This is a genomic window from Spirosoma rhododendri (genome assembly GCF_012849055.1).
GTDB lineage: Bacteria > Bacteroidota > Bacteroidia > Cytophagales > Spirosomataceae > Spirosoma > Spirosoma rhododendri.
The window spans coordinates 4736619-4762050 of record NZ_CP051677.1 but is presented as its reverse complement, the minus strand read 5'-3'; the positions used below and the strand labels follow the sequence as shown (position 1 = coordinate 4762050).

General features: G+C 56.4%; 21 protein-coding genes and 1 tRNA gene. 10 read left to right on the top strand and 12 right to left on the bottom strand.

Annotated features, from left to right (window positions below; translation table 11 throughout):
* Positions 1-232: 232 nt before the first annotated feature.
* From HH216_RS19795 to HH216_RS19785, 3 genes are all read left to right on the top strand, one after another.
* Positions 233-314, top strand: a tRNA-Leu gene (locus HH216_RS19795).
* A 107-nt stretch (positions 315-421) separates the two neighbouring features.
* The gene (gene tig, locus HH216_RS19790) at positions 422-1789 is read left to right on the top strand and encodes a trigger factor (RefSeq protein ID WP_169552375.1); all 1368 of its coding nucleotides are present in this window, start codon (positions 422-424) and stop codon (positions 1787-1789) included.
* A gap of 200 nt (positions 1790-1989) precedes the next feature.
* Positions 1990-2442, top strand: coding sequence for a DUF2147 domain-containing protein (locus HH216_RS19785; RefSeq protein WP_169552374.1), 453 nt, complete (start codon positions 1990-1992; stop codon positions 2440-2442).
* Between the two features lie 74 nt (positions 2443-2516).
* On the opposite strand, the gene HH216_RS19780 is transcribed toward HH216_RS19785, so the two are convergent.
* The 6 genes from HH216_RS19780 to mltG form a co-directional block, all read right to left on the bottom strand.
* Positions 2517-3518 (bottom strand): hypothetical protein, encoded by a 1002-nt coding sequence (locus tag HH216_RS19780; RefSeq protein WP_169552373.1) that lies wholly within the window; start codon positions 3516-3518, stop codon positions 2517-2519.
* Positions 3519-3570: 52 nt separating this feature from the next.
* On the bottom strand, positions 3571-4191 hold the full coding sequence (locus tag HH216_RS19775; RefSeq protein WP_169552372.1) for an L-threonylcarbamoyladenylate synthase: 621 nt from the start codon (positions 4189-4191) through the stop codon (positions 3571-3573).
* A gap of 56 nt (positions 4192-4247) precedes the next feature.
* A complete protein-coding gene (locus tag HH216_RS19770) occupies positions 4248-5291 on the bottom strand; it encodes a glycosyltransferase (protein ID WP_254448522.1) in 1044 nt (347 codons plus the stop codon).
* A gap of 351 nt (positions 5292-5642) precedes the next feature.
* Positions 5643-6590 carry a YihY/virulence factor BrkB family protein gene (locus HH216_RS19765; protein ID WP_169552371.1) on the bottom strand — a complete coding sequence of 316 codons (948 nt, stop codon included), beginning with the start codon at positions 6588-6590 and terminating at the stop codon, positions 5643-5645.
* A 92-nt stretch (positions 6591-6682) separates the two neighbouring features.
* A complete protein-coding gene (locus HH216_RS19760; protein WP_169552370.1) occupies positions 6683-7096 on the bottom strand; it encodes an acyl-CoA thioesterase in 414 nt (137 codons plus the stop codon).
* Positions 7097-7102: 6 nt separating this feature from the next.
* Positions 7103-8140, bottom strand: coding sequence for an endolytic transglycosylase MltG (mltG, locus tag HH216_RS19755; RefSeq protein WP_169552369.1), 1038 nt, complete (start codon positions 8138-8140; stop codon positions 7103-7105).
* Positions 8141-8391: 251 nt separating this feature from the next.
* Here mltG and HH216_RS19750 point away from each other — a divergent pair, with 251 nt between their 5' ends.
* Together HH216_RS19750 and HH216_RS19745 are read left to right on the top strand one after the other, a co-directional pair.
* A complete protein-coding gene (locus tag HH216_RS19750) occupies positions 8392-9594 on the top strand; it encodes an MFS transporter (protein ID WP_254448854.1) in 1203 nt (400 codons plus the stop codon).
* 81 nt (positions 9595-9675) lie between these two features.
* On the top strand, positions 9676-10095 hold the full coding sequence (locus tag HH216_RS19745; RefSeq protein ID WP_169552368.1) for a hypothetical protein: 420 nt from the start codon (positions 9676-9678) through the stop codon (positions 10093-10095).
* A 115-nt stretch (positions 10096-10210) separates the two neighbouring features.
* Here HH216_RS19745 and HH216_RS19740 read toward each other — a convergent pair whose 3' ends face one another.
* Positions 10211-11206 carry a YihY/virulence factor BrkB family protein gene (locus HH216_RS19740; RefSeq protein WP_169552367.1) on the bottom strand — a complete coding sequence of 332 codons (996 nt, stop codon included), beginning with the start codon at positions 11204-11206 and terminating at the stop codon, positions 10211-10213.
* Positions 11207-11251: 45 nt separating this feature from the next.
* Positions 11252-12646 carry an ATP-dependent protease ATPase subunit HslU gene (hslU, locus tag HH216_RS19735; protein WP_169552366.1) on the bottom strand — a complete coding sequence of 465 codons (1395 nt, stop codon included), beginning with the start codon at positions 12644-12646 and terminating at the stop codon, positions 11252-11254.
* 167 nt (positions 12647-12813) lie between these two features.
* Here hslU and HH216_RS19730 point away from each other — a divergent pair, with 167 nt between their 5' ends.
* Positions 12814-14694, top strand: coding sequence for a beta-N-acetylhexosaminidase (locus tag HH216_RS19730; protein WP_169552365.1), 1881 nt, complete (start codon positions 12814-12816; stop codon positions 14692-14694).
* A 289-nt stretch (positions 14695-14983) separates the two neighbouring features.
* On the opposite strand, the gene porQ is transcribed toward HH216_RS19730, so the two are convergent.
* Positions 14984-16024: a type IX secretion system protein PorQ gene (gene porQ / locus HH216_RS19725; RefSeq protein ID WP_169552364.1), complete on the bottom strand. Its 1041-nt coding sequence runs from the start codon at positions 16022-16024 to the stop codon at positions 14984-14986.
* A 44-nt stretch (positions 16025-16068) separates the two neighbouring features.
* Positions 16069-16794: a hypothetical protein gene (locus HH216_RS19720; RefSeq protein WP_169552363.1), complete on the bottom strand. Its 726-nt coding sequence runs from the start codon at positions 16792-16794 to the stop codon at positions 16069-16071.
* A 114-nt stretch (positions 16795-16908) separates the two neighbouring features.
* Between HH216_RS19720 and HH216_RS19715 the strand changes: the two genes are divergently transcribed.
* The 3 genes from HH216_RS19715 to HH216_RS19705 all read left to right on the top strand — a co-directional run bounded on the left by HH216_RS19715 (position 16909) and on the right by HH216_RS19705 (position 21898).
* Complete coding sequence (locus HH216_RS19715; protein WP_169552362.1) at positions 16909-18495, top strand: acyl-CoA carboxylase subunit beta; 1587 nt, start codon at positions 16909-16911, stop codon at positions 18493-18495.
* Between the two features lie 175 nt (positions 18496-18670).
* Positions 18671-20116, top strand: coding sequence for a phytoene desaturase family protein (locus tag HH216_RS19710; protein ID WP_169552361.1), 1446 nt, complete (start codon positions 18671-18673; stop codon positions 20114-20116).
* A gap of 117 nt (positions 20117-20233) precedes the next feature.
* Positions 20234-21898, top strand: a complete 1665-nt coding sequence (locus HH216_RS19705; RefSeq protein ID WP_408641739.1) for a M28 family metallopeptidase — start codon at positions 20234-20236, stop codon at positions 21896-21898.
* Positions 21899-22414: 516 nt separating this feature from the next.
* Here HH216_RS19705 and HH216_RS19700 read toward each other — a convergent pair.
* Both HH216_RS19700 and HH216_RS19695 read right to left on the bottom strand, forming a co-directional pair.
* Positions 22415-22912 (bottom strand): hypothetical protein, encoded by a 498-nt coding sequence (locus tag HH216_RS19700; RefSeq protein WP_169552360.1) that lies wholly within the window; start codon positions 22910-22912, stop codon positions 22415-22417.
* A 59-nt stretch (positions 22913-22971) separates the two neighbouring features.
* Positions 22972-24195: an aspartate aminotransferase family protein gene (locus HH216_RS19695; protein ID WP_169552359.1), complete on the bottom strand. Its 1224-nt coding sequence runs from the start codon at positions 24193-24195 to the stop codon at positions 22972-22974.
* Between the two features lie 43 nt (positions 24196-24238).
* On the opposite strand from HH216_RS19695, the gene HH216_RS19690 reads away from it, so the two are divergent.
* The gene (locus tag HH216_RS19690; protein ID WP_169552358.1) at positions 24239-25432 is read left to right on the top strand and encodes a hypothetical protein; all 1194 of its coding nucleotides are present in this window, start codon (positions 24239-24241) and stop codon (positions 25430-25432) included.

Below are 25432 nucleotides of genomic sequence, written 5' to 3'. Positions count from 1 at the left end.
AACAATTAAATAACAGGAAACTGAGCCGGTTTCAGGAAAAAAAGTGATCTGGTCAATTTGTATTTGGAGGGTAAATATTTTTGACTACTTTTGCACCCTCAAACGGGGCGAAGTTGTACAGTCGTGAAGTTGTACAGTTGCAAAGTTGTAAGGTTATAAAGTTGCCATTCGGCGTTAGTCAACCATACAGCAGGTCAACTATAAAACCTTATCACTCTACACCTTCAGAATCGCGGGCGTGGCGAAATTGGTAGACGTGCCAGACTTAGGATCTGGTGCCGCAAGGCATGGGGGTTCGAGTCCCTCCGCCCGTACAATGTTTAAAAGCGAAAGAGTGAAAGAGCGAAAGAGCGTTTGTCAAAAGCAATTCACTCTTTCGCTCTTTCACTCTTTCGCTCTTTATTTTTAAACCGACACAAACGTGGAGATTACCCTCGACAAAGCCAGCGATACCAACGCATCGCTGAACATTACCATCAGCCCGGCCGATTATAAGCCCGAAGTCGATAAGAAACTGAAGCAATACAGCAAAACGGTTTCGCTGAAAGGCTTCCGGGCTGGCCACGTACCGGCGTCGCTGGTGCAGAAGATGTACGGCAAGAGCATCCTCGTCGACGAAATCAACTCGATGCTGAGCAAGACCGTCAGCGACTATATCCGTGAGAATAAACTGCAAGTTGTTGGTGACCCCGTTCCGAATCGCGAACAGGCCGATGCCATCGACTGGGACAGCCAAAGTGATTTCGCGTTCAGCTACACACTGGGTCTGGCGTCGGAGTTCGACATCGACTTTGCTGAGCTGCCAGCTGTTAATCAACACGACATTCAGGCGGGCGACGCTGAAGTAGACAGCACAATTGCTGATCTGCAAAAGCGGTTCCACGAGCATACCCACGCCGACGAAGTGGGCGACGGCGACACGATCTACGGTGAGCTAAAGCAGGTAAATGCGCCGGAAGGTGCTGAAGGCTTTACGGCCAAGACTGCTTTCCCGCTGAACCAAATGGCCGAAGACGCCAAAGGTCAGTTCATCGGTAAGAAAAAGGACGACGTCATCACGTTCAACCTGGAGCAGGCGTTCCCTGATGAAAAAGCACGGGCAACGGCTACGGGCGCACCGAAAGAAGAAGTTGCTGGTCTGACCGGTGAGTTTACGTTCGCTATCGACGACATCACCCGCCACGAGCCGGCCGGTCTGGATCAGGCGTTCTTTGATAAAGTGCTGGGTGCTGGTGCCGTTTCTGACGAAGCTGAGTTCCGCACGAAGGTTGCCGAAATCATCAAGAGCAACTATAACCGGGAATCGGAGCAGCTGCTGCGTCTGGACATCGAAAAGACGCTGCTCGATGCTACGCCGATCATGCTGCCCGATGAGTTCCTGAAAAACTGGCTGCTGGAAGTGAACGAAGGCAAATTCACGCCAGAGCAAATCGATGAGCAGTACGGCGATTTCACCAAGTCGGTGAAACTGCAACTCATCAAGAACAAAATCGCTGATAAGGCGGATATCAAAGTCGATCAGGAGGAAGTACTGGAAGCAACGCGGCAGATGGTCCGGGAGCAATTTGGTTTTGCTGGTAGCGAAAACGAAGAGATGAACCAAACCATTGACCGGATCGCCCGCAACTACCTGACCGACGAGAAAAACAACGGACAGAACTATACGAGCACCTTCAACCGGGTGTTCGACGATAAAGTGCTTGGTTACGCCAAAGAGCAAATGACGATTGCGTCGCAGGACACGACCGTCGACGAGTTTAAAGCGCTGGTTGAAAATCGGCAGGCATAAGCAGACAACAGCCCCGACGATTCGGGTAGCTTGAAAGGGCAGTTCCATCGGCGATGGAACTGCTTTTTTTTGCCCGGGATTTTGACAAATGACGTTTGAAGTTGTCCAATCCGTGGGGTTGGAAAACCATAGTACCCCCCTGCGTCGTTTATAGGAGACTAACGACCCTACGAACCATCTTATACACTACTCGTACGTCAATGAAGCGTTTGTTGCCAATTCTTACCTTGTTTATCGGTTACCTGTTTATGGCGTCGACTCCCCCCGCTGATGATCCGGATGCGGTGCTGGGACGATGGCTGAGCAGTAAAAAGCGGAATCAGGTTCAGATCTACAGGCAGGGTGATAAATACTACGGTCGGCTGGTCTGGATGCTTGAGCCAAACGACCCGACAACTAAGCGCCCTAAAACCGACATTGAAAACCCCGATGTATCCCTGCGGAGCCGCCCGTTGCTGAACATGGTGATGATGAGTGATCTGGTTTATAAAGGCAACAACACCTGGACGGGTGGGCAGGTATACAACCCCGAAGATGGCAAGACATACAGCTGTGACCTGAGCCTGCGCGATCCTAATTCGCTCGATATTCATGGCTACGTCATGGGTATCAGTCTGTTGGGCCGCACGAAGACATGGACACGGGTGCGCTAGTCAGAACCATCTTTGGCATAAAAGAAAAGGCCGCTCCTGCGCAGGAGCGGCCTTTTCTTTTATGCTTGTCAAACCTACTGGTACTGGATGTACATGGGCTTGGGGTTCAGTGCGAGTACTTCGGCGGGCGTCATGATGCGCGAGCCGGGTTTGCGGAAGTCGTTCTCGTAGAACAGCTTGAAACCTGTGTACTGCACCGGCTCTTTCTCGATATAATCGCGGTACGAGTCCTTTTTGAGCACTGGCGGTCCCCAGCCGTCCATATCCATTACGATCTGTACGTTCGGGTTCAGCTTGATGTTTTTATAATTCTTGATCATACCCTGCGTGAAGCGGTGAACGACCAGCACTTTAGGCGGCAGGTTGTTTTCCTTCACGATGTTGCTCAGGAACGTTACCGCCTGGTTGATATCAGCCGCATCGTACGAACCGATTTTCTTACCCGGTTTAGCACCCGTCACCATCGAAAACTCCGGGTCGATACCCAGGTGAACGAAGGGCAACTTCAAGTATTTCTCCATGTACTTCATCTCCGGGCCCAGCGGGGCATGGCCGCGCTGAATATCCAGAAAAACGATTGCGTTATGCTCGTTGCCCCACTTCAGTACTTTTTTGATTGTCTTGTCGGACATACGCAGGCGATACCCGCCGTCTTTGCCGGGAGCGCCCTGCGCCGAGGTGGCAACGAGGTGAAGCGCGGGCTGAATCGGAGTGGACGGATCGGCTTTCTGCCAGTTTTTGATCTCGGCGTCCAGGCGTTGCAGCATTTCTTCCTTAGGGTACTTACCCAGCGCGCCCATTTTCTTGGAGTGCGGGTTACCGTAGTACGCAAAGATGCGATACTTGGGAAGAATAGCGCCTTTGGGGGCGTAGGTGAGCGAATCGAGGGTTGAATCGCCTGTACTTACTGAGCCGGAAGGACGGGTGACCGGCTTGACAGCGGCTGTTTCGGTGGCGTCGGCTTTGGCGGAATCACCGGCAGCAGCCGTAGTTTTTTGCTTTGATTCGGTGGAAGAACAACTGGTGGTGAGATGTCCCAGCAGCAGCAAGGATAAAGCGGCTAGCGGTAAGCGCATGGAGAGATTTTAGATCGATTTTCCTACAAGTATAGCGGGTAGGTATGGGTTTTCAAAGAACGAGCTCGCCGAGTCCCTGCCTGACCACGGTAAAGTCGTCATCGGTAGCGTCTACAATCGTGGATGGGATGTTGCCACCGTAACCGCCGTCGATAATAATGTCGGCCTGATGCTGAAATTTCTCGAAAATCAGCTCAGGATCGGTCGAGTACTCAATCACCTCGTCTTCGTCGCGGATAGAGGTCGTGATGATTGGGTTGCCCAGCTCATGCACGATCTGACGCGGAATGTCGTTGTCGGGCACGCGAATACCAACCGTTTTTTTGTTGGTGTTCAGCAGCTTCGGTACGTTGCCGCTGGCTTCGAGCAGAAAAGTATACGGCCCCGGCAATACCCGCTTCATCAGCTTAAAGGCCGAGTTACTGACGCGGGCGTAATCGGCGATGTGGCTCAGATCGTAGCAGATAAACGAAAAATCGTTTTTAGTCGGCTTAACGCCTTTGATGCGGGCTACCCGTTCAACCGCGCGGGCGTTGTGAATGTCACAGCCGATGCCGTAGACCGTGTCGGTTGGGTACACAATTACCGCACCCCGGCGCAGCGCCTGAGCTATGTAATCGATTCGGCGCGGGTCGGGATTGGTCGGGTATAGTTTCAGAAATTCGGCGGCCATTGTTAACTAAGGTCAGTGAGGTCAGTTCGTCCGTACTGTCGGATCTGGTTCACCTGTTAACGATGAATAACCCCGGCCAGTTTCAGCTGACGACTCAACTGCCAGTTCCGATAACGCCGGTACAGCCCATTGACCGGCAGGTGGACGTAGCTCATACCGAGGAAGAGCCGGGTTGCGGCACCGGGCGATTCGATACGGCTCAGCAGCTGCCCGAAGCGCAGCGCGAGGTCGAACTGCTCAGCGTAGAACGCCTTGCGAACGAACTGCCCGATGCGCCGGGCCAGAATATGCTGTTCGTTGTCGGTTTGGCAGGTATCGAAAGCGCGCTGACAGACTATGAGCGAAGACGCCAGCAACTGATTGTTGCGCTGCATAACCTGCGTCGACAGCGAGTCGGGCAGTCGGCGTTTGAGCGTCAGCACATCGTCCAGGTAAGCGTAGTGGTAGGAGCGGGCCGAGCGCACCCAGAAGTCGAAGTCCTCGAAAGCCAGCGACTCATCGTAGCCACCCAGTTCGTCGAGCACGCTACGGCGCATCATCATGGTGGGGGTACAGACGAAGTGCCGGTCGAGTACGTCGCAGAATACGTTGCCCGAAGGTACCCGCACCCGCGCCCGACCGTTGCTGTCGAGTGGGTAATGGGTACCCAGCCGATTGCCCTGCCCGTCGATGAAGGCTGCATTGGTGAACACCACCGCGTAGTAACCGGGTAATCGGTTGAACAGCTCGGCCTGTTTGGCTATCCGGCCGGGCAGCAACACATCGTCGGCTGCCAGATCGATCACGTACCGGCCCACGGTTAGCTTCAGTCCCTGATTAAAGGCGCGGTTCAGCCCAACATTGGTCGGATTTTTGATAACGCGCACGGCCGGGTGCCTAGCGGCAAACTCGTCGATCTGCTGAATAGATTGATCGGTACTGCCGTTGTCGATAACGACTAACTCAACGTTAGGATAGTCCTGCTCGACAACCGAGCGCAGCGCTTCCCCGACAAACGAACCTTGATTGTAGCAGGTGCAGATGACACTGACCCACGGCTTACTCTGGTTTAAAAACGGACTCATCGGCAGGTGCGTTGCCTGAACCGTGACTGATACCATAGTGTATGCTGCTGTTACTGTAGAGCGGGAACTAGTACTTAGTAGCAAAGGCTGTTCCCAATTGACAACCCAAAGTAGCCAGTTCCTGAGCAGTTATCCCTGTTCTTTTGAGCCAGCGGAAAAACAACTATACTTCATATAACTATGCCTACACCGGGCTACATACTATGTCTGTGTACCGATGAAGTCGCTAAAACCGGGCCGTGAGCGACCTAAATGAGCAGAATCGATGAAAAAGGGACGATTCGTAGGGGAAGTCTGGCACGGTTTTCGTTTAAAATTCAGTGTAGTTGGCACAGTCCACTACAAGGTACTTACATTTATGGGTTAGGGTTGCAAACACCACTTCGTTCATATGGAGGTGGTGTTTGTTGTTTTCGGGCCATCGGCACTTTTGGGTTCGCCCTTTTCGCCGTACAGAATCGCGTTCACTTCAAACCCCAGGATCAGCAGCAGCGCGATCAGGTTGATCCAGATCATCAGCGCGATCAGCGTACCGATGGAGCCGTACACTTTGTTGTACGAACCGAAATTCGACACGTAATAGGAAAAGCCCAGCGTAGTCAGCACGATCAGTACCGACGCGAGCACGCTGCCCGGCGTGATAAACGACCACCGCAGGTATTTGTCGGGGCCGAACCGATAAATGACAGACACTGTGGCAACGAACACCGCAAATACAACCAGATACCGGCCCAGCGCCAGCAGGTAAACAAACAGGTCGTTATTGAGCACGTTGAAGCGCAGCAGGTAATCGCTGATGACGCCCCCGACGATCAGGGTCAGGATGGCCAGGACCAGCGCAAAAGCCAGCGCGAAGGTAAGCCCCACCGCCACCAGCCGCATCCGGAAGAAACCCCGGCTATCGTCGCGATGCGACGAGTTGAAGGCGTTCATCAGGGCGACCAGCCCACTCGTAGCGGAGTACAGCGCAAGCAGGAAACCGAACGATAGTACGTTGCCGCGCGGTCGACTGACGATGTCCTGAATCGTGGTGCCCACCGTGCTGAATGTGTCGCCAGGGAGCAGGTCCTGTACAAAGCCCATAATCCGGTCGTCGAGGTGCGGAATGGGGATGTACGGGATGAGCGTAAAGAGGAAAATAACCGTGGGGAAAACGGCCAGAATCAGGCTGTACGACACCGAAGCGGCCCGTTCACTGGTATCGTTTTCGATAATCTTGTTACCCAGTTTTTTTAAAAAAACGTACCACGTAATCGGCGACTTGAACGGGTGATGGTTGTTGAGCCATGTCCGCAGCCCGCGCATTGGCTTCAACGCCAGTAGTTTGTCGAGCATGGATGGTGGTTTGTGGTATTCTGTTTACGGTATACAGTTTACGGCGAACGCAGGGTACGGTAAACTGTATACCGTAAACCTGATAAAGCAACCTACTCCCCAAAGAAAGGTTTGGCAAGGGTGGCCAGTTCGGGCGGGACGGGGCAGGGGCGACCCGTCGCCGATTTGACGAATACCAGCGTGGTGCTGCCGGTGTTGAGCAGGTGGCCGTGCTGGTTGAACACCTCGTACTGAAACAGCATCCGGGTGGTGGGCATCTGCGGTACCGTCACCCGGACGGTGAGCAGGTCGTCGTAGCGGGCGGGTCGGATGAATCGGGTACTCATGTCGTAAACCGGCATCCCGACGCCATCAGCTTCGAGGTCTTTGTAGTCCATGCCGATGTGCCGCATCAGCTCGACCCGGCCAATTTCGTAGAAGCGGGCGTAGTTGCCGTAATAAACGATGCCCATCTGATCGGTATCGTAGTAGCGAACCCGGATGCCCGTAACGTCGTGTGTCAGCATGGGGGCTTACTTCATAATCTTCATCTTCGTCAGCGCCTGCTGGTAGAGCCGGGCGTTGGCGAGGTGTTCCGACAATGTTTTCGAGAACGTATGGTAGCCATTGAACCGGGCGTCGACTACGAAAAACAGATAGTCGTGTTTCTCGGCGTTCAGCACCGCGTCGATGGTAGCGGGGGCGGGGAGGTTAATTGGTCCCGGTGGCAGACCCGTGTAGCGGTAGGTGTTGTAGGGCGAATCGACGGCCAGCTGTTTGTTGAGCAGTCGCCGGATGCCGAAGTCGCGCAGGGCGTAGATCACCGTCGGGTCGGCTTCGAGTTTGATGCCGCGCTTTAGTCGGTTGAGGTATACACCTGCCACACGGGGCTGCTCGTCGGTTTTGTTGGTTTCGGCTTTTACGATCGACGCCAGCACCTGCACCTGCGTCTGGGTCAGACCAAGGGCTTTTGCTTTGGCCTGCCGTTCGGGCGTCCAGAATTTCTTGTATTCGCTGCCCATCCGTTCCAGGAACGCGTCGGGCTTGATGGTCCAGAAAAATTCGTAGGTGTTGGGTAGAAACAGGCAGACGATGGTCGTGGTGTCGAAGCCATACTTTTCGCAGACGGCCGGGTCGTTGAGCCGCTTGCCGAGGGCGTCGGGGCCAAATTCAAATTTGCTGCCCAGCCGCTCGATGAGGTCGCTTTTGAGCCGGATGTTGTTGAATGTGATGGGCAGTGCATCCTGACTGCCGTTGCGTAGTTTGACGAGCGCGTCGCGGTTACCCGTGCGGGGTTTGATCTCGTAGCGCCCAACCTTCACGTGGTCGGGATACTTCATCAGCTTAGCCAGAAACCGGAACGATACTTCGTCGTCGAGGACCTTGTGGGTTTTCAGCGTATCCATGACCGACTCGAACGTCGACCCGCTGGGAATGAGCAGCGCGAAGGTTTTGTCGCCGTCGTTCGTCTGTAGATTTGGCGTCCGGAAAATCTGCCAGAAGTAAAACGTGAAGGTGGTGAGTAAAATGGAAACGGTAAGGAAGAGACCGATTTTAACGTTGCGGGACATAGCCGGGGGAATGAGTAAGCGGGGCAAAGGTACGAAAGAGTGGTGGACCTCACCCCCGGCCCCTCTCCTAAAACAGGAGAGGGGTGTCGTCAGCGACCAGCTAGCATTCGTTTCATCGTGATGCTAATGGCGAATCAGCTGTCTAGCCGATAAATAAAAGCCGAAAGCTTATCTGCCGCTAGTCACCCCTCTCCTGTTCTAGGAGAGGGGCGGGGGGTGAGGTCAACCGCTCTTTCGTACCTTTGCGCCAGATCATCCCCGTTTGTCCGCTGAAAACGCTGCTCATTCGTCACCCCTTTGGCCAGTCAGCCCTGTATACGCTGTCGTTCTGGCTGCTGTGCGTCAGTAATTTTCTGTTCTGCGCCAGCTTTCAGATGATGATTCCTGAATTGCCCGACCATCTGACGCGGCTGGGTGGCCGCGAATACGTCGGGCTGATTATCGCGCTGTTTACGCTGACGGCGGGACTGTCGCGGCCGTTCAGCGGTAAAATTACGGATACGGTGGGGCGGGTGCCGGTGATGGCGTTCGGGTCGGTTGTCTGCTTCCTGTGCGGTTTTTTATATCCGTACCTGCTGACGGTCGGTGGTTTTCTGACGTTGCGACTCGTGCACGGCTTCTCGACAGGTACCAAACCCACGGCAACGTCGGCTTACGTCGCCGATATCGTACCGGCCGACCGACGGGGGGAAGCTATGGGCATGCTGGGGCTGTTCACGGCGATGGGGATGTCGCTTGGGCCAGCTATCGGGAGCTGGCTGGCGGAGTCGTATTCCCTCGACGCCATGTTCTGGACCTCGTCGGCCTTCGCGCTGCTGTCGATTCTTATCCTGATTCAGATGCCCGAAACGCTGGTCAACACGCAGCCGTTTCGGTTTGGTCTGCTGAAGTTGCGGAAGAACGAAATCTTCGACCGGCAGGCCATCCCGCCGTTTGTCGTACTGCTCCTGCAATCGTTCTCGTCGGGCGTTGTGCTGACGGTTGTGGCGGGGCTGAGTAGTTCGCTGGGCATTGCCAACAAAGGGCTGTTTTTCAGCGTCTATACGCTGGCATCGCTGGCGGTGCGGCTGGTGTTCAGCCGCTCGTCAGACCGGCACGGGCGGGTGCCGGTGCTGCTTATTTCGACTTCGGTGCTGGCCGTAGCCATGGCGACGCTGATGTTTACCCATTCGACGATCCTATTCTGGACGGCGGCTGTGCTGTTTGGCATGTCGTGGGGTATGAATTCGCCGACGATAACGGCCTGGACAGCTGATTTGAGCGATGAAGCGACGCGGGGCCGCGCCATGGCGACCATGTACATTGCGCTGGAAGCAGGCATTGGCATTGGGGCCGTGGCTGCGGGCTGGCTGCTCAACCGCTTCGGTATGGCGCAGGGAATGTACGTTTCGTTTGGTGCATCGGCCGGACTGGCCCTGCTGGCCGTGGGTTATCTGGTCACCCGCCCGAAATAACGAACTACCGGCTGGCCTCCTGTCTGGTGCCGCCGGACTGGTAACAAATACGCTTACTGTGCTTTATCCTATCTCCTGCATATGAATCACCCCGCCGACACAATTGAACCCGGCATTCGCCCCCTGGTCGATGCGCTGAACGCTACCGGACTCGTACAGACGTTTGCCAGCTGCGAAGGGCATTACGACGCTGATGCGCAAACCCTGGTCGACCGAAATCTGGCGTATGTCCAGTTTATACCGGCGGAAGACGTATCGGCTGCGCTGGTGGAGCAACTGCTGATGTCGGTACTGATGCGGTTCAAAACGGCGCATGGCCTGATGCCCGTTGTGGTGGGCGGTTACAAACGCTATACCCCCATCGAAGGCGATACAATCGACGAAACATTCGTGCTCGACCTGCGTCCGTTTAACCGGTTCGACCCACCCGACCGTAAGCGCGCCGACACCGACCGGGCGATCGGGCAGGTTACAGGGCTGGTGAGACAGTTATTGTTTTAGAAATTCCCTCACCCCCAGCCCCTCTCCCAAAACAGGAGAGGGGTGACTCCAACGACTAGCGACTACAATGTTACTTATGGAGTTAGTATTACCTCACTCCATTAAATATCTAGACTTAAACAATGTACTGGCCGCAGGCTGATTCGCGGCTAGTCACCCCTCTCCTGTTTAGGAGAGGGGCCGGGGTGAGGTTATCGCTGAGGTCATTATCCCCCGGCAGTTCCTGAATCTGGTACGCGACCGCGTCGGACGCCGGTTGGGCGTCGAGGTGGAGCCAACTGGCGTATTCGCGGGTGAAGCTGGCGCCGTAGTACAGGATCAGGGCGGAGTAGAAGATAAACAGCAGGATCAGGATAATAGCCCCCGACCGGCCGTAGAGTGCCCCGACCGGGCTTTTTATCAGCAGCCGGTCGAGAATCTGTTCGCCTACGCCGAAGAGCAGGGCCGTAACGAGCGCACCCCGCCACACAGCCTGCCAGCGGATTTTAATGTCGGGCAGGTACTTGAAGAGTACACATAGCCACAGCGTCAGCAAAACCGTCGACAGCAGAAAACGCCCGGTGGCCATGAGCCAGAACGGTGGTGGAAACGAACTTGCCAATTGCGTTTTTAGGGGCATCAGCATCTGCTGCACCAGAAACGACCCCAGCACCAGCAGGCCCGTAAACAGAATCAACCCGAAAGCGATGGCCCGGTCGGCGGCTGATGCCCACCATCGTCGATGGGCCGCGTGCTTCACCTGCCACAACTGATTCAGCGAATTTTTAATGATCGCAAACAGCGTTGTCGAGGCCAGCAGGAGCAGGGCCACGCTGAGGGCCGTCAGCCAGCCGTTGGCGCGGGGTTGTTGCAGCCGCTGCGAAATATCCTGCAACTGCCGGGCACTCTGCCAGCCAAACAAATCGGCCATCGTGCGAAACAACTCCGTGCTGATCTGCCGGTCGGCGTCGGCAAGTACCTGTCCGTAGAGCTGCGTCAGGATGATAACGATGGGCGGCAGCGCAAAAAAGCTGAAAAACGCCGTCGCTGCCGCCATCCGAATGGGGTCATTCTCGGCCAGGTTGGTAAAGGCCCGGCCCGCAATCTGCCCAAACGAGCGAAGCTGTTTCACGATAAGTGGGTTACATGAAGACGCGACTGCCGGGCGCACCGGTCTCTACAAAATGAACTGGCTTAGATCCCGGTTTTTGACAAGGCCGGTCAGTTTTTCCTGCACCAGTTCTTTCGTCACGACCACCTGCGCGTTAGCCCCGATCACGTCGGGGATGTCGAACATGAAATCGTTCATCAGCTGACTTAATACCGTTTGCAGCCGACGCGCCCCGATGTTTTCGACCTCGCTGTTGACCTCGAACGCAATTTTTGCCAGTTCGCGCAGGGCGTCGTCGTTGAAGGCGAGCGACACCGATTCGGCCTGCAACATGGCTTCGTACTGCTTGGTCAGCGCGTTTTTCGGTTCTTTCAAAATCTGGTAGAAATCGTCTTCCGACAGGCTCTGCAACTCCACCCGGATCGGGAAACGCCCCTGCAATTCAGGAATCAGATCGCTGGGTTTGGCGACGTGGAACGCTCCGGCCGCGATAAACAGAATGTGGTCGGTGTGAATCGATCCGTACTTCGTGTTGACCGTGCTGCCTTCAACAATCGGCAATAGGTCGCGCTGAACGCCTTCCCGGCTCACGTCGGGGCCACCCCCGCCATTGCCCGACCGCGCCGACGCTACCTTGTCGATTTCGTCGATGAAAATAATCCCGGCGTCTTCGGCTTTGCGGATGGCTTCCTCCTTCACCTCGTCCATATCGATCAGCTTGGCGGCTTCTTCTTCCAGCATAATCGTGCGGGCTTCAGCGATGGTCACTTTCCGTTTCTTGCCTTTCTTCGGCATCATATTGCCGATCATCTCCTGAATATTCATCATCGACAGGTCGTCCATGCCCCCGCCCATAACGCCGATGCTGGGCGTAGCCGACTGCTGCACGTCGATGTCGATTTTGCGGTCGTCCATCTCGCCGGAGCGGATTTTTTCGCGGAACCGCTCGCGCGTCCGTTCGTTAAGCTCGGAGTCCGACGAACTGGCGTTTCCGTCGAATCCGATTGTGCTCGTCGCCGGGCTGGCTGATTTAACGGGCGGGATCAGAATGTCGAGAATGGCGTCTTCCACGTTCTGCTGCGCCCGTACTTTCACTTCTTCTTTCTTGGCCGTGCGGACCATATTGACGGCCTGTTCGACCAGATCGCGTACCATGCTCTCCACGTCGCGCCCGACGTAGCCGACTTCGGTAAATTTCGACGCTTCGACTTTCACAAACGGGGCGTCGGCGATGCGGGCCAGCCGCCGGGCAATCTCGGTCTTGCCAACGCCCGTTGCGCCGATCATCAGGATATTATTCGGGGTTATTTCGTGCTGCATATCGGCCGGACTGTTCATCCGGCGCCAGCGGTTACGCAGGGCGATAGCCACGTTGCGTTTGGCGTCGTGCTGGCCGATAATGTACTGGTCAAGTTCGGCAACGATCTGCCGGGGGGTAAGGTCTTTCAGTAATTCAGTCATTGACTCGGTATTGTACGATGAGTTGGTGTTTGTAGTCTAACATCAGAAACCCGAAAATGTGTCCAACATCCCGGATTTTGTCGTGGGGCGGTAGGGTTGGGGCAAATCTGTTATTTTTGAGCGGCCCGACTCAACCGGGCCAGTCGACCCTTATCTATTTCCTCATTATGCAGCTTACCCGTATGCTGGTACTGGCCCTCGGTATTACCGTTGCCCAGGCTCAGACCCCCATTCACCTGATTCCGCAACCCGTCAGCGTTCAGACCAAATCCGGTACGTACCGCCTGACCAACTCCACCAGTATTCAGTACAATCAGCCCGCTGGTAAAGCCACGGCCGACCTGCTGGCAAAGCAACTGAACGGCCCGACGGGTTTTTCGATCACCCCAAAATCCGGTACGTCAGGTAGTATTCAACTGGAAATCAACACCACGCCCGACGCGAAACTTGGCGACGAAGGCTACACCCTGAACGCTACGACGAAGGGCGTTCGTATCACGGCCAACAAACCCGCCGGGCTGTTCTACGGGGCGCAGACGCTGACGCAGCTGCTGCCCAAAGAGATTGGCAGCAAAACGGCGGTCAGCACCAACTGGACGATTCCGGCCGTGCAGATTACCGATTACCCGCGCTTCGGCTGGCGGGGCATCATGCTCGACGTGAGCCGTCATTTCTTCCCCAAGGAAGACGTTAAATCGTTTATCGACCAGATTGCCGCCCTCAAATACAACACCTTTCACTGGCACCTGACCGACGACAACGGCTGGCGTATCGAGATCAAATCGCTGCCCAAACTGACCAGCGTCGGTGCGTTTCGCGTGGCCCGCACGGGGCACTTCGGCGACCGGGCCGACCCCAAACCCGGTGAGCCAACACCCTACGGCGGCTTTTACACGCAGGACGACATTCGCGAGATTGTCTGGTACGCGCAGGACCGCAACGTGACGATTGTTCCCGAAATCGACATCCCCGGCCACAGCATGGCGGCACTGGCGGCTTACCCCGAACTAAGCTGCACGAAGCAGCAGGTAAGCGTCAACCCCGGCACCAACTTCGCCGACTGGTACGGCAACGGCACGTTCAAGATGAAAGTCGAGAACACGCTCAACCCATCAGACGAGAACGTGTATGTCTTTCTGGATAAGGTCTTTACGGAAGTGGCCGCGCTGTTTCCCAATCCATACATCCATGCCGGGGGCGACGAATGTTACAAGGGCTACTGGGCGCAGGACCCCGGCTGTCAGGCGCTGATGAAGAAACTCAACATCCACCACGTGGAGGATTTGCAGGGCTACTTCATGGGTCGGGTCGAGAAGATTCTGGCGGCTAAAGGCAAGAAGTTCCTGGGCTGGGATGAGATTCTGGAAGGCGGCATCTCGCCGACGGCAACGGTGATGAGCTGGCGGGGTATCAAAGGCGGTATCGAAGCGGCACAGATGGGGCACAACGTCGTGATGACGCCCACCACCTTCGCCTACCTCGACTACAATCAGGGCGATAATTCCGTCGACCCGCCGATCTACGCGACGCTGCGGACGCAGACGAGCTACAACTATGACCCCGTGCCCGATGGCGTCGATGCGAAGTACATTCTGGGTGGGCAGGGCAACCTCTGGACCGAGCAGATTCCGAACCTGCGCTACGCCGAATACATGCTGTACCCGCGCAGCTGGGCCTTGTCGGAGGTATACTGGTCGCCGAAGGCCGCCCGCAACTGGCCCGACTTCGTAACGCGGATGGAAAACCATTTCGACCGTGCTGACGTCGCGCAGATCAACCACTCGAAAGCGGTCTACGACGCCATCGTGAAAACCAGCATGAACGGTGATAAACTGATGCTCAACATGGCGGGTGAAATTCCGGGTCTGACCATCTACTACAGCACCGACGACACCATGCCCGACCAGTTTTCGACCAAATACACGCAGCCCGTCGCGCTCCCCGACGGCCCCATTACCCTACGCGTCGTTACGTACCGCGCCGGAAAACCCGTCGGCCATCTCATCACCCTCTCGCGCGACGCGCTGATGAAACGGGCAGGACAGTAGACTGTATGTCTCAGACAGCTTCCAGCTGTTGAGCCGTAGGCTTATTTGTTATGCTAATTTGTTGGCCGCTGTCGCGGCCCGACAGCTGGAAGCTGCCGGAGACAAAAAAGGCCAGTCCGAGCAATCGGCTGGCCTTTTTTGTTGGTTGGTGTAAACTACCGCAGCAACCGGTTGACGTCTGTTTTTAGTAGAGACGCGACCCTTCGCGTCTCAGCGCGCGTCAGCAATGCCATCCGGCGGTGTACCATCCGGGTGCTGAGACGCGAAGGGTCGCGTCTCTACTAAAAAACTACCGCAAAAACCGGTTGATGTCGATGCTGAGCGAAAGCTGGCTGGTTCCGGCGGTGGGGGCGGCTGAAAAACGGGCGTAGGTAAGCTGAAAACCCCGCGCCTGCACCATTGCGCCAAACGAGATGCCCGCCAGGCCGCTGCCCGTCGTTAGGCGGCCTTCCTGTCGTTTCTGGTGATTATAGCCAACCAGCAACTGCACGTTCCGGCTCAGCAGCAGTTCCGCTCCGATGCTCAGGTGCCGGGCCACTTTTTCAACTGTGCTGATACTCGTCGGGATGGGGTTACCGCTCAGGTCGTAGCGAACGTTCAGGTTCGTGTCGTTGTAGGCGATGTCGAAGCGTTGGAGATGGTGGGCCGTGAGCGTCAGCCGAATGGGTGCGTGGAGCGGCTTGACCGTAACACCCGCCTGCAAATCGAAGGGGAGGTCGGCGTTGGCCGGGCCGTAGTTTTTAAACAGGTAACCCACGTTTTTTGCCGTCAGGCCAAACGTCAGTTCGCGTTTCGGGTGCCGCCATACCCCACCGAAATCAGCCAGCAGGCCAAAAGCGGAATACGTTTCGATGGACGAACCGACCGCCTTGATCGTCGCGCCGAGTGTGAAATTGCCTTCCGTACGGGCGTGGGTCAGGCCGAGGGCGTAGTCGTTGGCGGTAAACGTGCCGAGCTTGTTCCCCGCCGGGTCGGTCAAGTCGAACTGCCCGTAACTCAGGTACTGCATGCCTACGGACCAGCTTGTCCGGCGGTCGGTGCGGGGTTTGACGGGTAACCCGTATTGCAGCGTGTAATACTTTGCCGCAGCCAGATACGGCATCAGGCTGATCGACAACTGATTAGTCGGCAGGGAGTCGGCGAGGGCGGGGTTGTTCTGAAAATAGGGTGCGCTGGGCTGCGTGGCCGTCGCTACCTGTCCGCCAAGCGCGGCCACACGGGCGTGGGTCGGCAGGTCGAGAAACGAAAAAACGCGCTGCCCACCCAGCGTTTGGGCGAACCCAATTTTGGTAGTAAGCAGAAGTAGCGCGTATAGCAGAAAACGACCCAAGCAGCAAACGGGAAAGAGCGTATGGCAAAGGTCAGCAAACGGCGTCAGAGCGCAAAACCCAGTTTCAGGCCGAGCGACAGGCTGGGGGCAGGGGTTATGCCCCGGCGGGTAAATGAACGCCCGAAGCCACAGCCGCAGGTTTCTACCGTCAGCTGGTCCGCCCCCTGATTGGTAATCAGCCGCACTCCCACACCCCAATAAACGTCGAGCAGCGCCCGCGAGAAGACGCGTCGGTGCGGATCATAAAAAGCGAACTGCCGCCCAAACTTGATGTGCGAACCGGCGACATACCGGCGGATATTGTGGGGATAGATGATGGTTGATACGCGCGTCACGGGATCAGGCTGACCAATGTATTCGGCCGTGGTGACGTTAGTTTGCTTGAACAACCCCTCGACTGCCCAGTAGTTGCCCAGCGGAAAATCGCTCCGAATCGCAATGCCCTGTTTGCGGTTGGTGCGGTAGCGGCCCAGGTAGAACCGGACCTCGGCCCGGCCGCGCCAGACTTCGGCATCCGCAAATTTCTTGATGTCGCTCTGGAACGGCGACAGATTCTTACCCCCGTAACCTAGTTCCGCCTGCACCGACGTTCGGCGACCGGTCCGGTACTCCAGCCCGGCCTGTAGCGTTGCGTCCTGATCGAGCACAGCAAGCGGAGACAGTTTCAGGACAAAGCGCGACGGGTGATTGTACGTAAGCGTTGAATCCTGCCCCAAAGCCGTCTGTAGGCATAGTCCAGTAAGCAACGCGGTGAGGTAACGTATTCGCATAAAAACAGGGCTAACTGGCTACGACACGATGATACAAAATCGGGTGGAACCGTTGGATTCAGTCGGTAAAAATTAACTTTGCCAATAACGATTTAGCTTTTCCAAACCCAGTCTATGCAGCCCGCATCCTCCGACACGACAGCACAAACAACCAATCATAAGCCAACAAAACCTGAACTGCTGGCCCAGAAGAACGCCGAAGCCGAACTCGGCGGGGGGCAAAAACGCATCGACGCCCAGCACGCTAAAGGCAAGCTGACCGCCCGCGAACGCATCGCCCTGCTGGTCGATGATGGGTCGTTTGAAGAAATCGGTAAGTTCGTCATGCACCGCACCCGCGATTTCGGCCTCGACAAAGAGCACTACCTCGGCGACGGCGTCGTGACGGGCTACGGCACCGTGGAGGGGCGGCTTGTGTACGTTTTCGCGCAGGACTTTACCGTGTTTGGCGGTGCTTTGTCGGAAACGCACGCCGAAAAAATCTGTAAGCTGATGGACCTGGCTATGCAGAACGGCGCACCCATCATTGGGCTGAATGACTCCGGCGGTGCCCGGATTCAGGAGGGCGTGCTGTCGCTGGCGGGATACGCGGATATTTTTTACCGCAACACCAAAGCATCGGGCGTGATCCCGCAGCTGTCGGCGATTATGGGACCGTGTGCGGGTGGGGCCGTGTACAGCCCGGCCATCACCGACTTTATTTTCATGGTCGAGCACACGAGCTACATGTTCGTGACGGGGCCGAACGTGGTCAAGACCGTAACCCACGAAGAGGTGACGGCCGAAGAGCTGGGTGGGGCCAGTACCCACAGTACCAAGTCGGGCGTGACGCACTTCGCCTGCGCCAACGAACTGGCCTGTATCCAGCAGCTCAAGCAATTGCTCAGCTACATCCCGCAGAACTGCGAAGACGACCCCATTCGCCTGCCCTACGAGTCGACCGACGAAAGCCGCCCGGCCCTCGACAGTCTGATTCCGGCCGGTGCCAACCAGCCGTACGACATGCGTGAGGTGATCGACGAGCTGGTCGACATGGGGAGTTTTATGGAGGTGCACAAGAATTACGCGGAGAACATCGTCGTTGGTTTCGCGCGGATTGCCGGGCGGAGCATCGGCGTCGTGGGTAATCAACCGGCGGTGTTGGCGGGTGTCCTCGACAGCAATGCCAGCACCAAAGCCGCCCGGTTCGTACGCTTCTGCGACTGCTTCAACATCCCGCTGCTGGTGCTGGAAGACGTTCCCGGTTTCCTGCCCGGTACCGATCAGGAGTGGAACGGTATCATCAGCAACGGGGCCAAACTGCTCTACGCGTTCTGCGAAGCCACCGTGCCGCGCGTGACGGTCATCACCCGCAAAGCCTACGGCGGGGCGTATGACGTGATGAACTCCAAGCACATCGGGGCCGACCTGAACTACGCGTGGCCGAGTGCCGAGATTGCCGTGATGGGGGCGAGTGGTGCCGCCGAGATCATTTTCAAGCGCGAAATCGCCGAGGCTGCCGACCCGCAGGCCAAGCTTCAGGAGAAAGTGCTCGACTACACGGAGAAATTCGCCAACCCGTATCGGGCCGCAAACCGGGGCTACATCGACGAGGTCATCATGCCCGCCGACACCCGCAAAAAGCTAATCCGGGCATTCGGGATGCTCAAAAACAAGGTAGCGGCCATGCCGAAGAAAAAACACGGAAACATTCCGCTGTAAGTTTTTTTAACACAGAGGCACAGAGAACACGAAGAATGCTTTAATGCTCTGTGTTCTCTGTGCGGCTAGTGTTGATTTTTATTGTGATGGACGGCTCAATCACTTGAGCGAATAACGGGTTTACATGGTAAGGAACAACCTTAAACCTTAGACATTGACCATTAAACTCAACAGTATGAACTACGATGCCGTTGTTGTCGGGTCGGGGCCGAATGGGTTGAGCGCGGCTATCACGCTGCAACGCGCCGGGTTGGGTGTATTACTGCTGGAAGGCAAACCGACCGTTGGGGGTGGGATGCGGACGGCTGAACTGACGCTGCCCGGCTTTCACCACGACATCTGCTCGGCGATACACCCGTTGGGAGCCGGTTCGCCCTTTTTTCAGACCCTGCCATTGGCTGACTTTGGCCTGACGTTCGCCAATCCGCCGATTGCCGCTGCCCACCCGCTCGATGGGGGGCGGGCGGCTGTCCTGCGCGGGTCGGTGGCCGATACTGCTGCCGGGCTGGGTGTCGATAGCGAAACATACGCCAGGCTGATGGGACCCATCGTAAACGACTGGCCGACGATGGCGGGCGACGTGCTGGGGCCACTACGCTGGCCGGAGCACCCCATCGATATGGCGAGTTTCGGGGTTAGTGCCGTGCCGCCGGTTACGCTACTGACGAAGCGGTTTCAGACCGAAGAAGCGCAGGCGCTGTTTGCTGGCATGGCCGCGCACTCCATTCAGCCACTGACTAACCTGACCACATCGGCGATTGCACTCGTGCTGCTGGCGGCCGGACACCTGCACAACTGGCCGATTCCGATTGGTGGGTCGCAGCGCATCGCCGACGCACTGGCGGGCTACTTCAAATCTATCGGTGGGACGATTGAAACCGACCGGATGGTGCGCTCGATGGCCGACATTCCCCCGGCGCGGGCCGTGCTGTTCGACCTGACGCCGAAGCAGATTCTCCAGATTACCGGTGATCGCTTTTCGGCCCTGTACCGCAAACAACTCGAAAACTATCGCTACGGCTTCGGCGTGTTCAAAGTCGACTGGGCACTCGACGGGCCGATTCCGTTTACCAACGCCGACTGTCGGCAGGCCGGAACGATTCACCTAGGTGGTACGCTCGAAGAGATTACGGCGGGCGAGCAGGCCGTAGCCGACGGTAAACATCCGGATAAACCGTACGTCCTGCTGGCGCAGCAAAGCCTGTTCGACGATACCCGCGCCCCCGATGGGAAACACACCGTCTGGGCGTATTGCCACGTACCCAACGGCTCTACCGTCGATCAAACCGACATCATCGAGCGGCAGATTGAACGGTTTGCGCCCGGTTTCCGCGACCGGATTTTGTCGCGCCACACAATGAACACCGAACAGATGGAAGCCTACAACCCAAACTACATCGGGGGCGACATCAACGGCGGTATAATCGACATCGGGCAACTCTTCACCCGACCCGTCATCAGCCTGTCGCCGTACAAAACCTCGGCGGATGGGTTGTATATTTGTTCGTCCTCGACCCCGCCGGGCGGTGGTGTCCACGGTATGTGCGGCTACCACGCAGCCCGCGTCGCCCTCGCCGACGTGTTCGACAAACCCGTCCCGTTCGCGCTGGCAAGGGGGTAAGGTTCGGTAGGCAGTTTACGGTTTTCTGTTTACGGCGGAGGGCAAACTGTGTCGACACTACGGAACCGTTCGCGTCGGCACTACTGAAAACTGTATACTGAAAACCCGTTTCTCAACGTGCTCAACAGATCAACGCTCTTACTGCTGGCTGGATTACTGACAAATCAGGTACAGGCGCAGACCACCACCGACAGCCTGCCCGTGGCGATTCAGCAAACGGCCAAGTCGGTGCAGCCGCAGAACATCGAAGCCCATATGCGCTACCTGTCTGACGACAAGCTGAAAGGCCGCAAGCCGGGTACAGAAGGCTACGAGATGGCGGCTCGCTACGTGCAGGACCAGTTGAAAAGTTTCGGCTTCAAACCCGCGGGGGAGAAGGGAACCTACCGGCAGGCGGTGCCGCTGCGTCGGGCGCAGGTGCGCGAAGACCGTAGCAACCTGACGTTCGTGCGCAACGGCCGCGACTTGCCCATGACTTACGGCAAACAGTACGTACTGAGTCCCAACTTCGGCAGTCAAACCAGCGACGTGTCGGCCCCGCTGGTATTCATGGGGTACGGCATCGACGCACCCGAACTAGGCCACGACGATTACAAGGGCGTCGACGTCAAAGGTAAAATCGTTGTGTGTGTCAACGGCGCACCGGCTAGTTTTCCATCGAACGAACGGGCCTACTTTGGGTCCGCAAAGGCAGAACTGGCCGCAGCGCATGGTGCCGTTGGTTTGCTGACGTTCAGCCTGCCGTCGGACGTTGGGTCGCGGATCATGGCGGCATCACCCCGCGCCCGGCAGGCTACTTACCGCTGGACCGACGCCAACGGGAAAGCCCAGCGCACATATCCGGAGTTGCGCGTTGTTGGGGCGCTGAGCGATTCCACCGCCCGGCTCCTGTTCGACGGCGCGCCCGTCTCATTTATGGATGCCATCACGCAGACGCGGAAGGGAGCCATCACGCCCGTTGCCCTACCGCTGTCGGTAAAAGCGCATACTGATACCGAACAGAACGACGGACTGATTGGCGAAAACGTGGTGGCTGTATTGCCCGGCTCCGACCCGGTGCTGAAAAACGAATACGTCGTCTACGTGTCGCACCTCGACCATCTGGGTGTCGGTCGGCCGGTGAAGGGTGATTCGATTTTCAACGGTGCCCACGACAACGCGTCGGGAACGGCGATAAACCTTGAAACGGCCCGGCTGCTGGCGTCGCTGCCCACGGCTCCGCGCCGGTCGATTTTGTTTGTGGGGGTGACCGGGGAGGAGATGGGCCTGCTCGGTTCCGACTATTTCGCCAGCAACCCGACCGTTTCGAAAGACAAGATCATCGCCAACCTGACACTCGATATGCCGTTTTTCTTCCACCCCCTGCTCGACATTGTCCCTTACGGGGCGCAGCATTCGAGCATGGGCCGGTCGGTGAATACGGCGGCCCGGTTCGTCGGTGTGAAAATCGCACCCGACCCGATTCCCGAACAGGCGGTATTCATGCGCTCCGACCATTTCAGTTTTGTGCGGCAGGGTATCCCGGCGATCTACATCAAAAGCGGCTCAACCACCGGCGACTCCCGCGACGGTACTAAACTCAACCTCGACTGGCGGGCTACGATCTACCACACGCCACAGGACGACATGAATCAGCCCTTCGACTGGACAGCCGCCGGACGCCATGCGCAACTCCAGTTTCTGATCGGCTACCTCACCGCGCAGGCCGACGCCCGTCCGGTCTGGAACGCTGGTGATTTCTTTGGTACTAAATTCGGCCCGGCATCCGCCAGCCGTCCTTAACGTTTCTGCGTATGTCATCCCCCAAATCGCCCAACGCCGGTGGCCCCGGCCGCACTTTTCTCATCGGCCTGCTGATTCTGTTCGGCCTCGCCCTCATCGTCGGTACGCTAAGTGTGCTGTTTCCGTAGCCTCGCTCCTTGTCTTGACGAGAATGGATATTCAGACACTACTTGACATTATAGGGAAAGCGTTCAAGGATGAACGTATAAACGGGCTTGTTGTAGACCGGTTTGGTTTAGCACCTGCCTATCCGGGCCTAATTGAGCACTCATACATTTTGGGTGTCAGTGCCCCCACAATCGTCAATTCGTTCAACTGCGTTGACAAATCAGATACGATCATCGACGTTCTGTTTGCCCGACTGACTACTGAGCAGCGTAGATACATAGACCGGGTCCGGGTGTACGATTCGGCCGACGAATACGAACGCCATGCCCGGTGTAATTTTGATAATTCGTACTACGGCTACAGTGAATCTCCGTTTATGCTTACGCAGACGCGAGCTGTCGCGTAGAACTACTCGATTATGACAGGTGGTCGGCCAAGTCTTCTATTAAGAACAGGATATGCGAGTCCATTCGCATTCAGATAGTTATAAATGCTGCCTTCTACAGATTGCGGCTGGGCCTCACTACACCAGTATACGTACAACTCTGTAATCCCTGTTTCAATCATAAAGCTATTCCAATGAACAGCTCGCTTTATCGATGGATTACCGACGACATTATTGATTCTGCCTTTTAGCTTTTGATTGATTACTTTGCCCTTTTGGGTGGTGCCACCAGCTTTTCCGAAATAAAGTAGATGATACTCTGTCTTATCTAAATAAAAACGTAGATGTTCTTCACTGGGCATACTCAAAATTTCTTTAGCGAAAACAAAATATAGACCGCTAACATCTGGCACGTACTTAGAAACTTCTCTCAAATGTTTGCTAGGCTTATCCTGCTCCGATTTGAAAACAAAATGACTAAAGCTACTTCGATTAAGCAAGGGTAAAATGGTCTCTTTCATGAATAGGTGTACACGCAAGTGTGCTCTCAATAAATGGACTTTCTGAGAAGTAGTTAAGTCTACACCACCTCCTCAATCGCCTGCAAAATCACGGTGCAGGCGTCGCGGATCTGGGATTCGGTGATGATGAGCGGGGGGGCAATGCGCATTGAATTATCGCAGAACAGAAACCAGTCGGTGATGACGCCGAGTTTGATGGCCCGGTCGATGATGGGTTTGAGAACGTCGAAGGAGTCGAATTCGACGGCCAGCATCAGCCCTTTGCCCCGGACGGCGCGGATGGCCGGGTGAACCAGCAACTGCCGGAATAGCTGCCCCTTGGCTTCGGCTTGTTCGTAGAGTTTTTCCTGCTGAATCACCCGCAGCGTCGCCAGCGAAGCCGCGCACGAAACGGGGTGCCCGCCAAAGGTGGTGATGTGGCCCAGAATCGGGTTGGTGCGGAGAACACGCATGATGTCGGCTGAGCTGATAAAGGCACCAATCGGCATACCGCCACCCATACCTTTCGCGCAAAGCAGTACATCCGGCACAACGCCGACGCCATCCTGACCGACGCCCTGAAAGGCCCAGAATGTACCCGTCCGGCCAAAACCCGTTTGAATTTCATCGAAGATCAATAGCGCACCAACTTCGGTACATCGCTCGCGGACGGCTTGCAGGTAAGCCGGGTCGGGAACGCGCACGCCCGCTTCGCCCCCAACTACTTCCATCACAACCCCGGCTGTGGCTGTCGTAATCTGATCCAAGTCGTCCCAATTATCGAAACGAATATGGCGCGTCGCGGGCAGCAATGGCCGGAAGCTGCGCTTGAAGTGCTCGTCGCCGGAGAGGGAGAGGGCACCCTGCGTGGCACCGTGGTAGGCGTTGACGCAGCTGACCAGTTCGGTACGGCCGGTGTAGCGCTTCGCCAGCTTCATCGCCCCTTCAACCGCTTCGGTACCAGAGTTGGTGAAGTAAACCGTGTTGAGCGACGGCGGCAGCGTACCGGCCAGCGCGTGGGCCAGTTGGGTCTGGGGCGTCTGTACGTATTCGCCATACACCATCAGGTGCAGGTACTTGTCGAGCTGGGTTTTAATGGCGTCGAGCACCTCCGGGTGGCGGTGGCCGACGTTGCTGACGCCGATGCCCGAAATCAGGTCCATATACCGCTGTTGGCTACCGTCTGGGCCGGCCGTCGAATAAATATAAACGCCCTCGGCCCGGTCGATTTCCAACGCCAGTGGAAAATCGGAGGTCTGTGCTACGTGTTCGAAAAATAACTGCCGCTGCGTGAGTACCTGCATGATGAAAAAACTACCTTACTATCCGTTTCTAACACCCTCGACCATGAAAACAGTTCTTTTCTGTCTGCTGCTGCTAAGTGCTTATGCTGCTTCGGCGCAGTCATTTCGAATCAGTCCACAGGATACCCAGCGTAAGGAGTCGTTTGTGCTCATGCGCGACGGAACCGTGCTGAAAGGCCAGATTCTGCGGCAGGACAGCTCGATTATCAGTGTGCGTCGGCGGGGGGGCGATATGAGTTTTGTCGAAGCCGATCAGGTCGTCAGTATCAGCGATAAGGAGCCCGAAGAAATGCGGCCTGCCGAACCCGCCAACGGTAGCTACCAGGTGTTTGTTTTTCGCGACGGTACGCAGATAGAAGGTACGTTTGTGAAGCGCGATAGCACGATGATTACGGTTCGTAAGCGCAATGGGAGATTAACGTATTTTGAACCCGAACTGCTGCTTAAATCCGACTCGGTATCGACGCTGACTACCGTACCTGTCAACAAGCACCGAAACCGTTTTCCCACCTGGATGCTGACCGGGCAGACGGCGTACAATCCCGAAAAAGGCCGTTTCTACTACCGCAATACGTGGTTGCTGTTGAACGAGTTTACTTACGGTATCACTAAGTTCTGGAGCGTGAGTGCCAACTTCGTCACCCCGATTCCGTACCTGCTGGTGCGCGAAACGTATGCGGGTGGCGGGAGTGCTTATGTGCAAAACAACAGTAGTATAAGCACCCGGTTTAGCGCGGCACTGGGTCAGTATGTACATGCCGCCGTGACGGTATCGTACCGGCAACCCTACGGCTACCCACAAGGCAAAGGAGAGGGCACGTTCCGGGGGCTACTGACGCTGGGTAGCAGTCAGAATAACCTGACGCTCGGCTACGGACTGGTGGCGACCCGTGCTCGATTTCTAATCTATTATAATCCACCTTACTATTCCAGTGCCCCGCCTGTGTACTCGTATGGTATACCCAATCGGTCTTTTCTAATAGTCGGTCTTGTGCAGAAACTATCGCCTGGTCTGACGCTTATCAGCGATAACCAGATACGGCTCGATAACGTGAATTTCTACGTCGATACGAACTGGAAAACGTCCCTGTCGGCGGCTCTGCGCATCGACCGGCCCCGGCACGCGTTCGATCTGGGGCTGTTCGGTTATGTCAATGCCGGGGAGTATCGGGTCAATGGTAAGCGGGTTAATATTCTGCCTTATGTCGGCTATAACCTGCTGATTGGTAAACCGTAA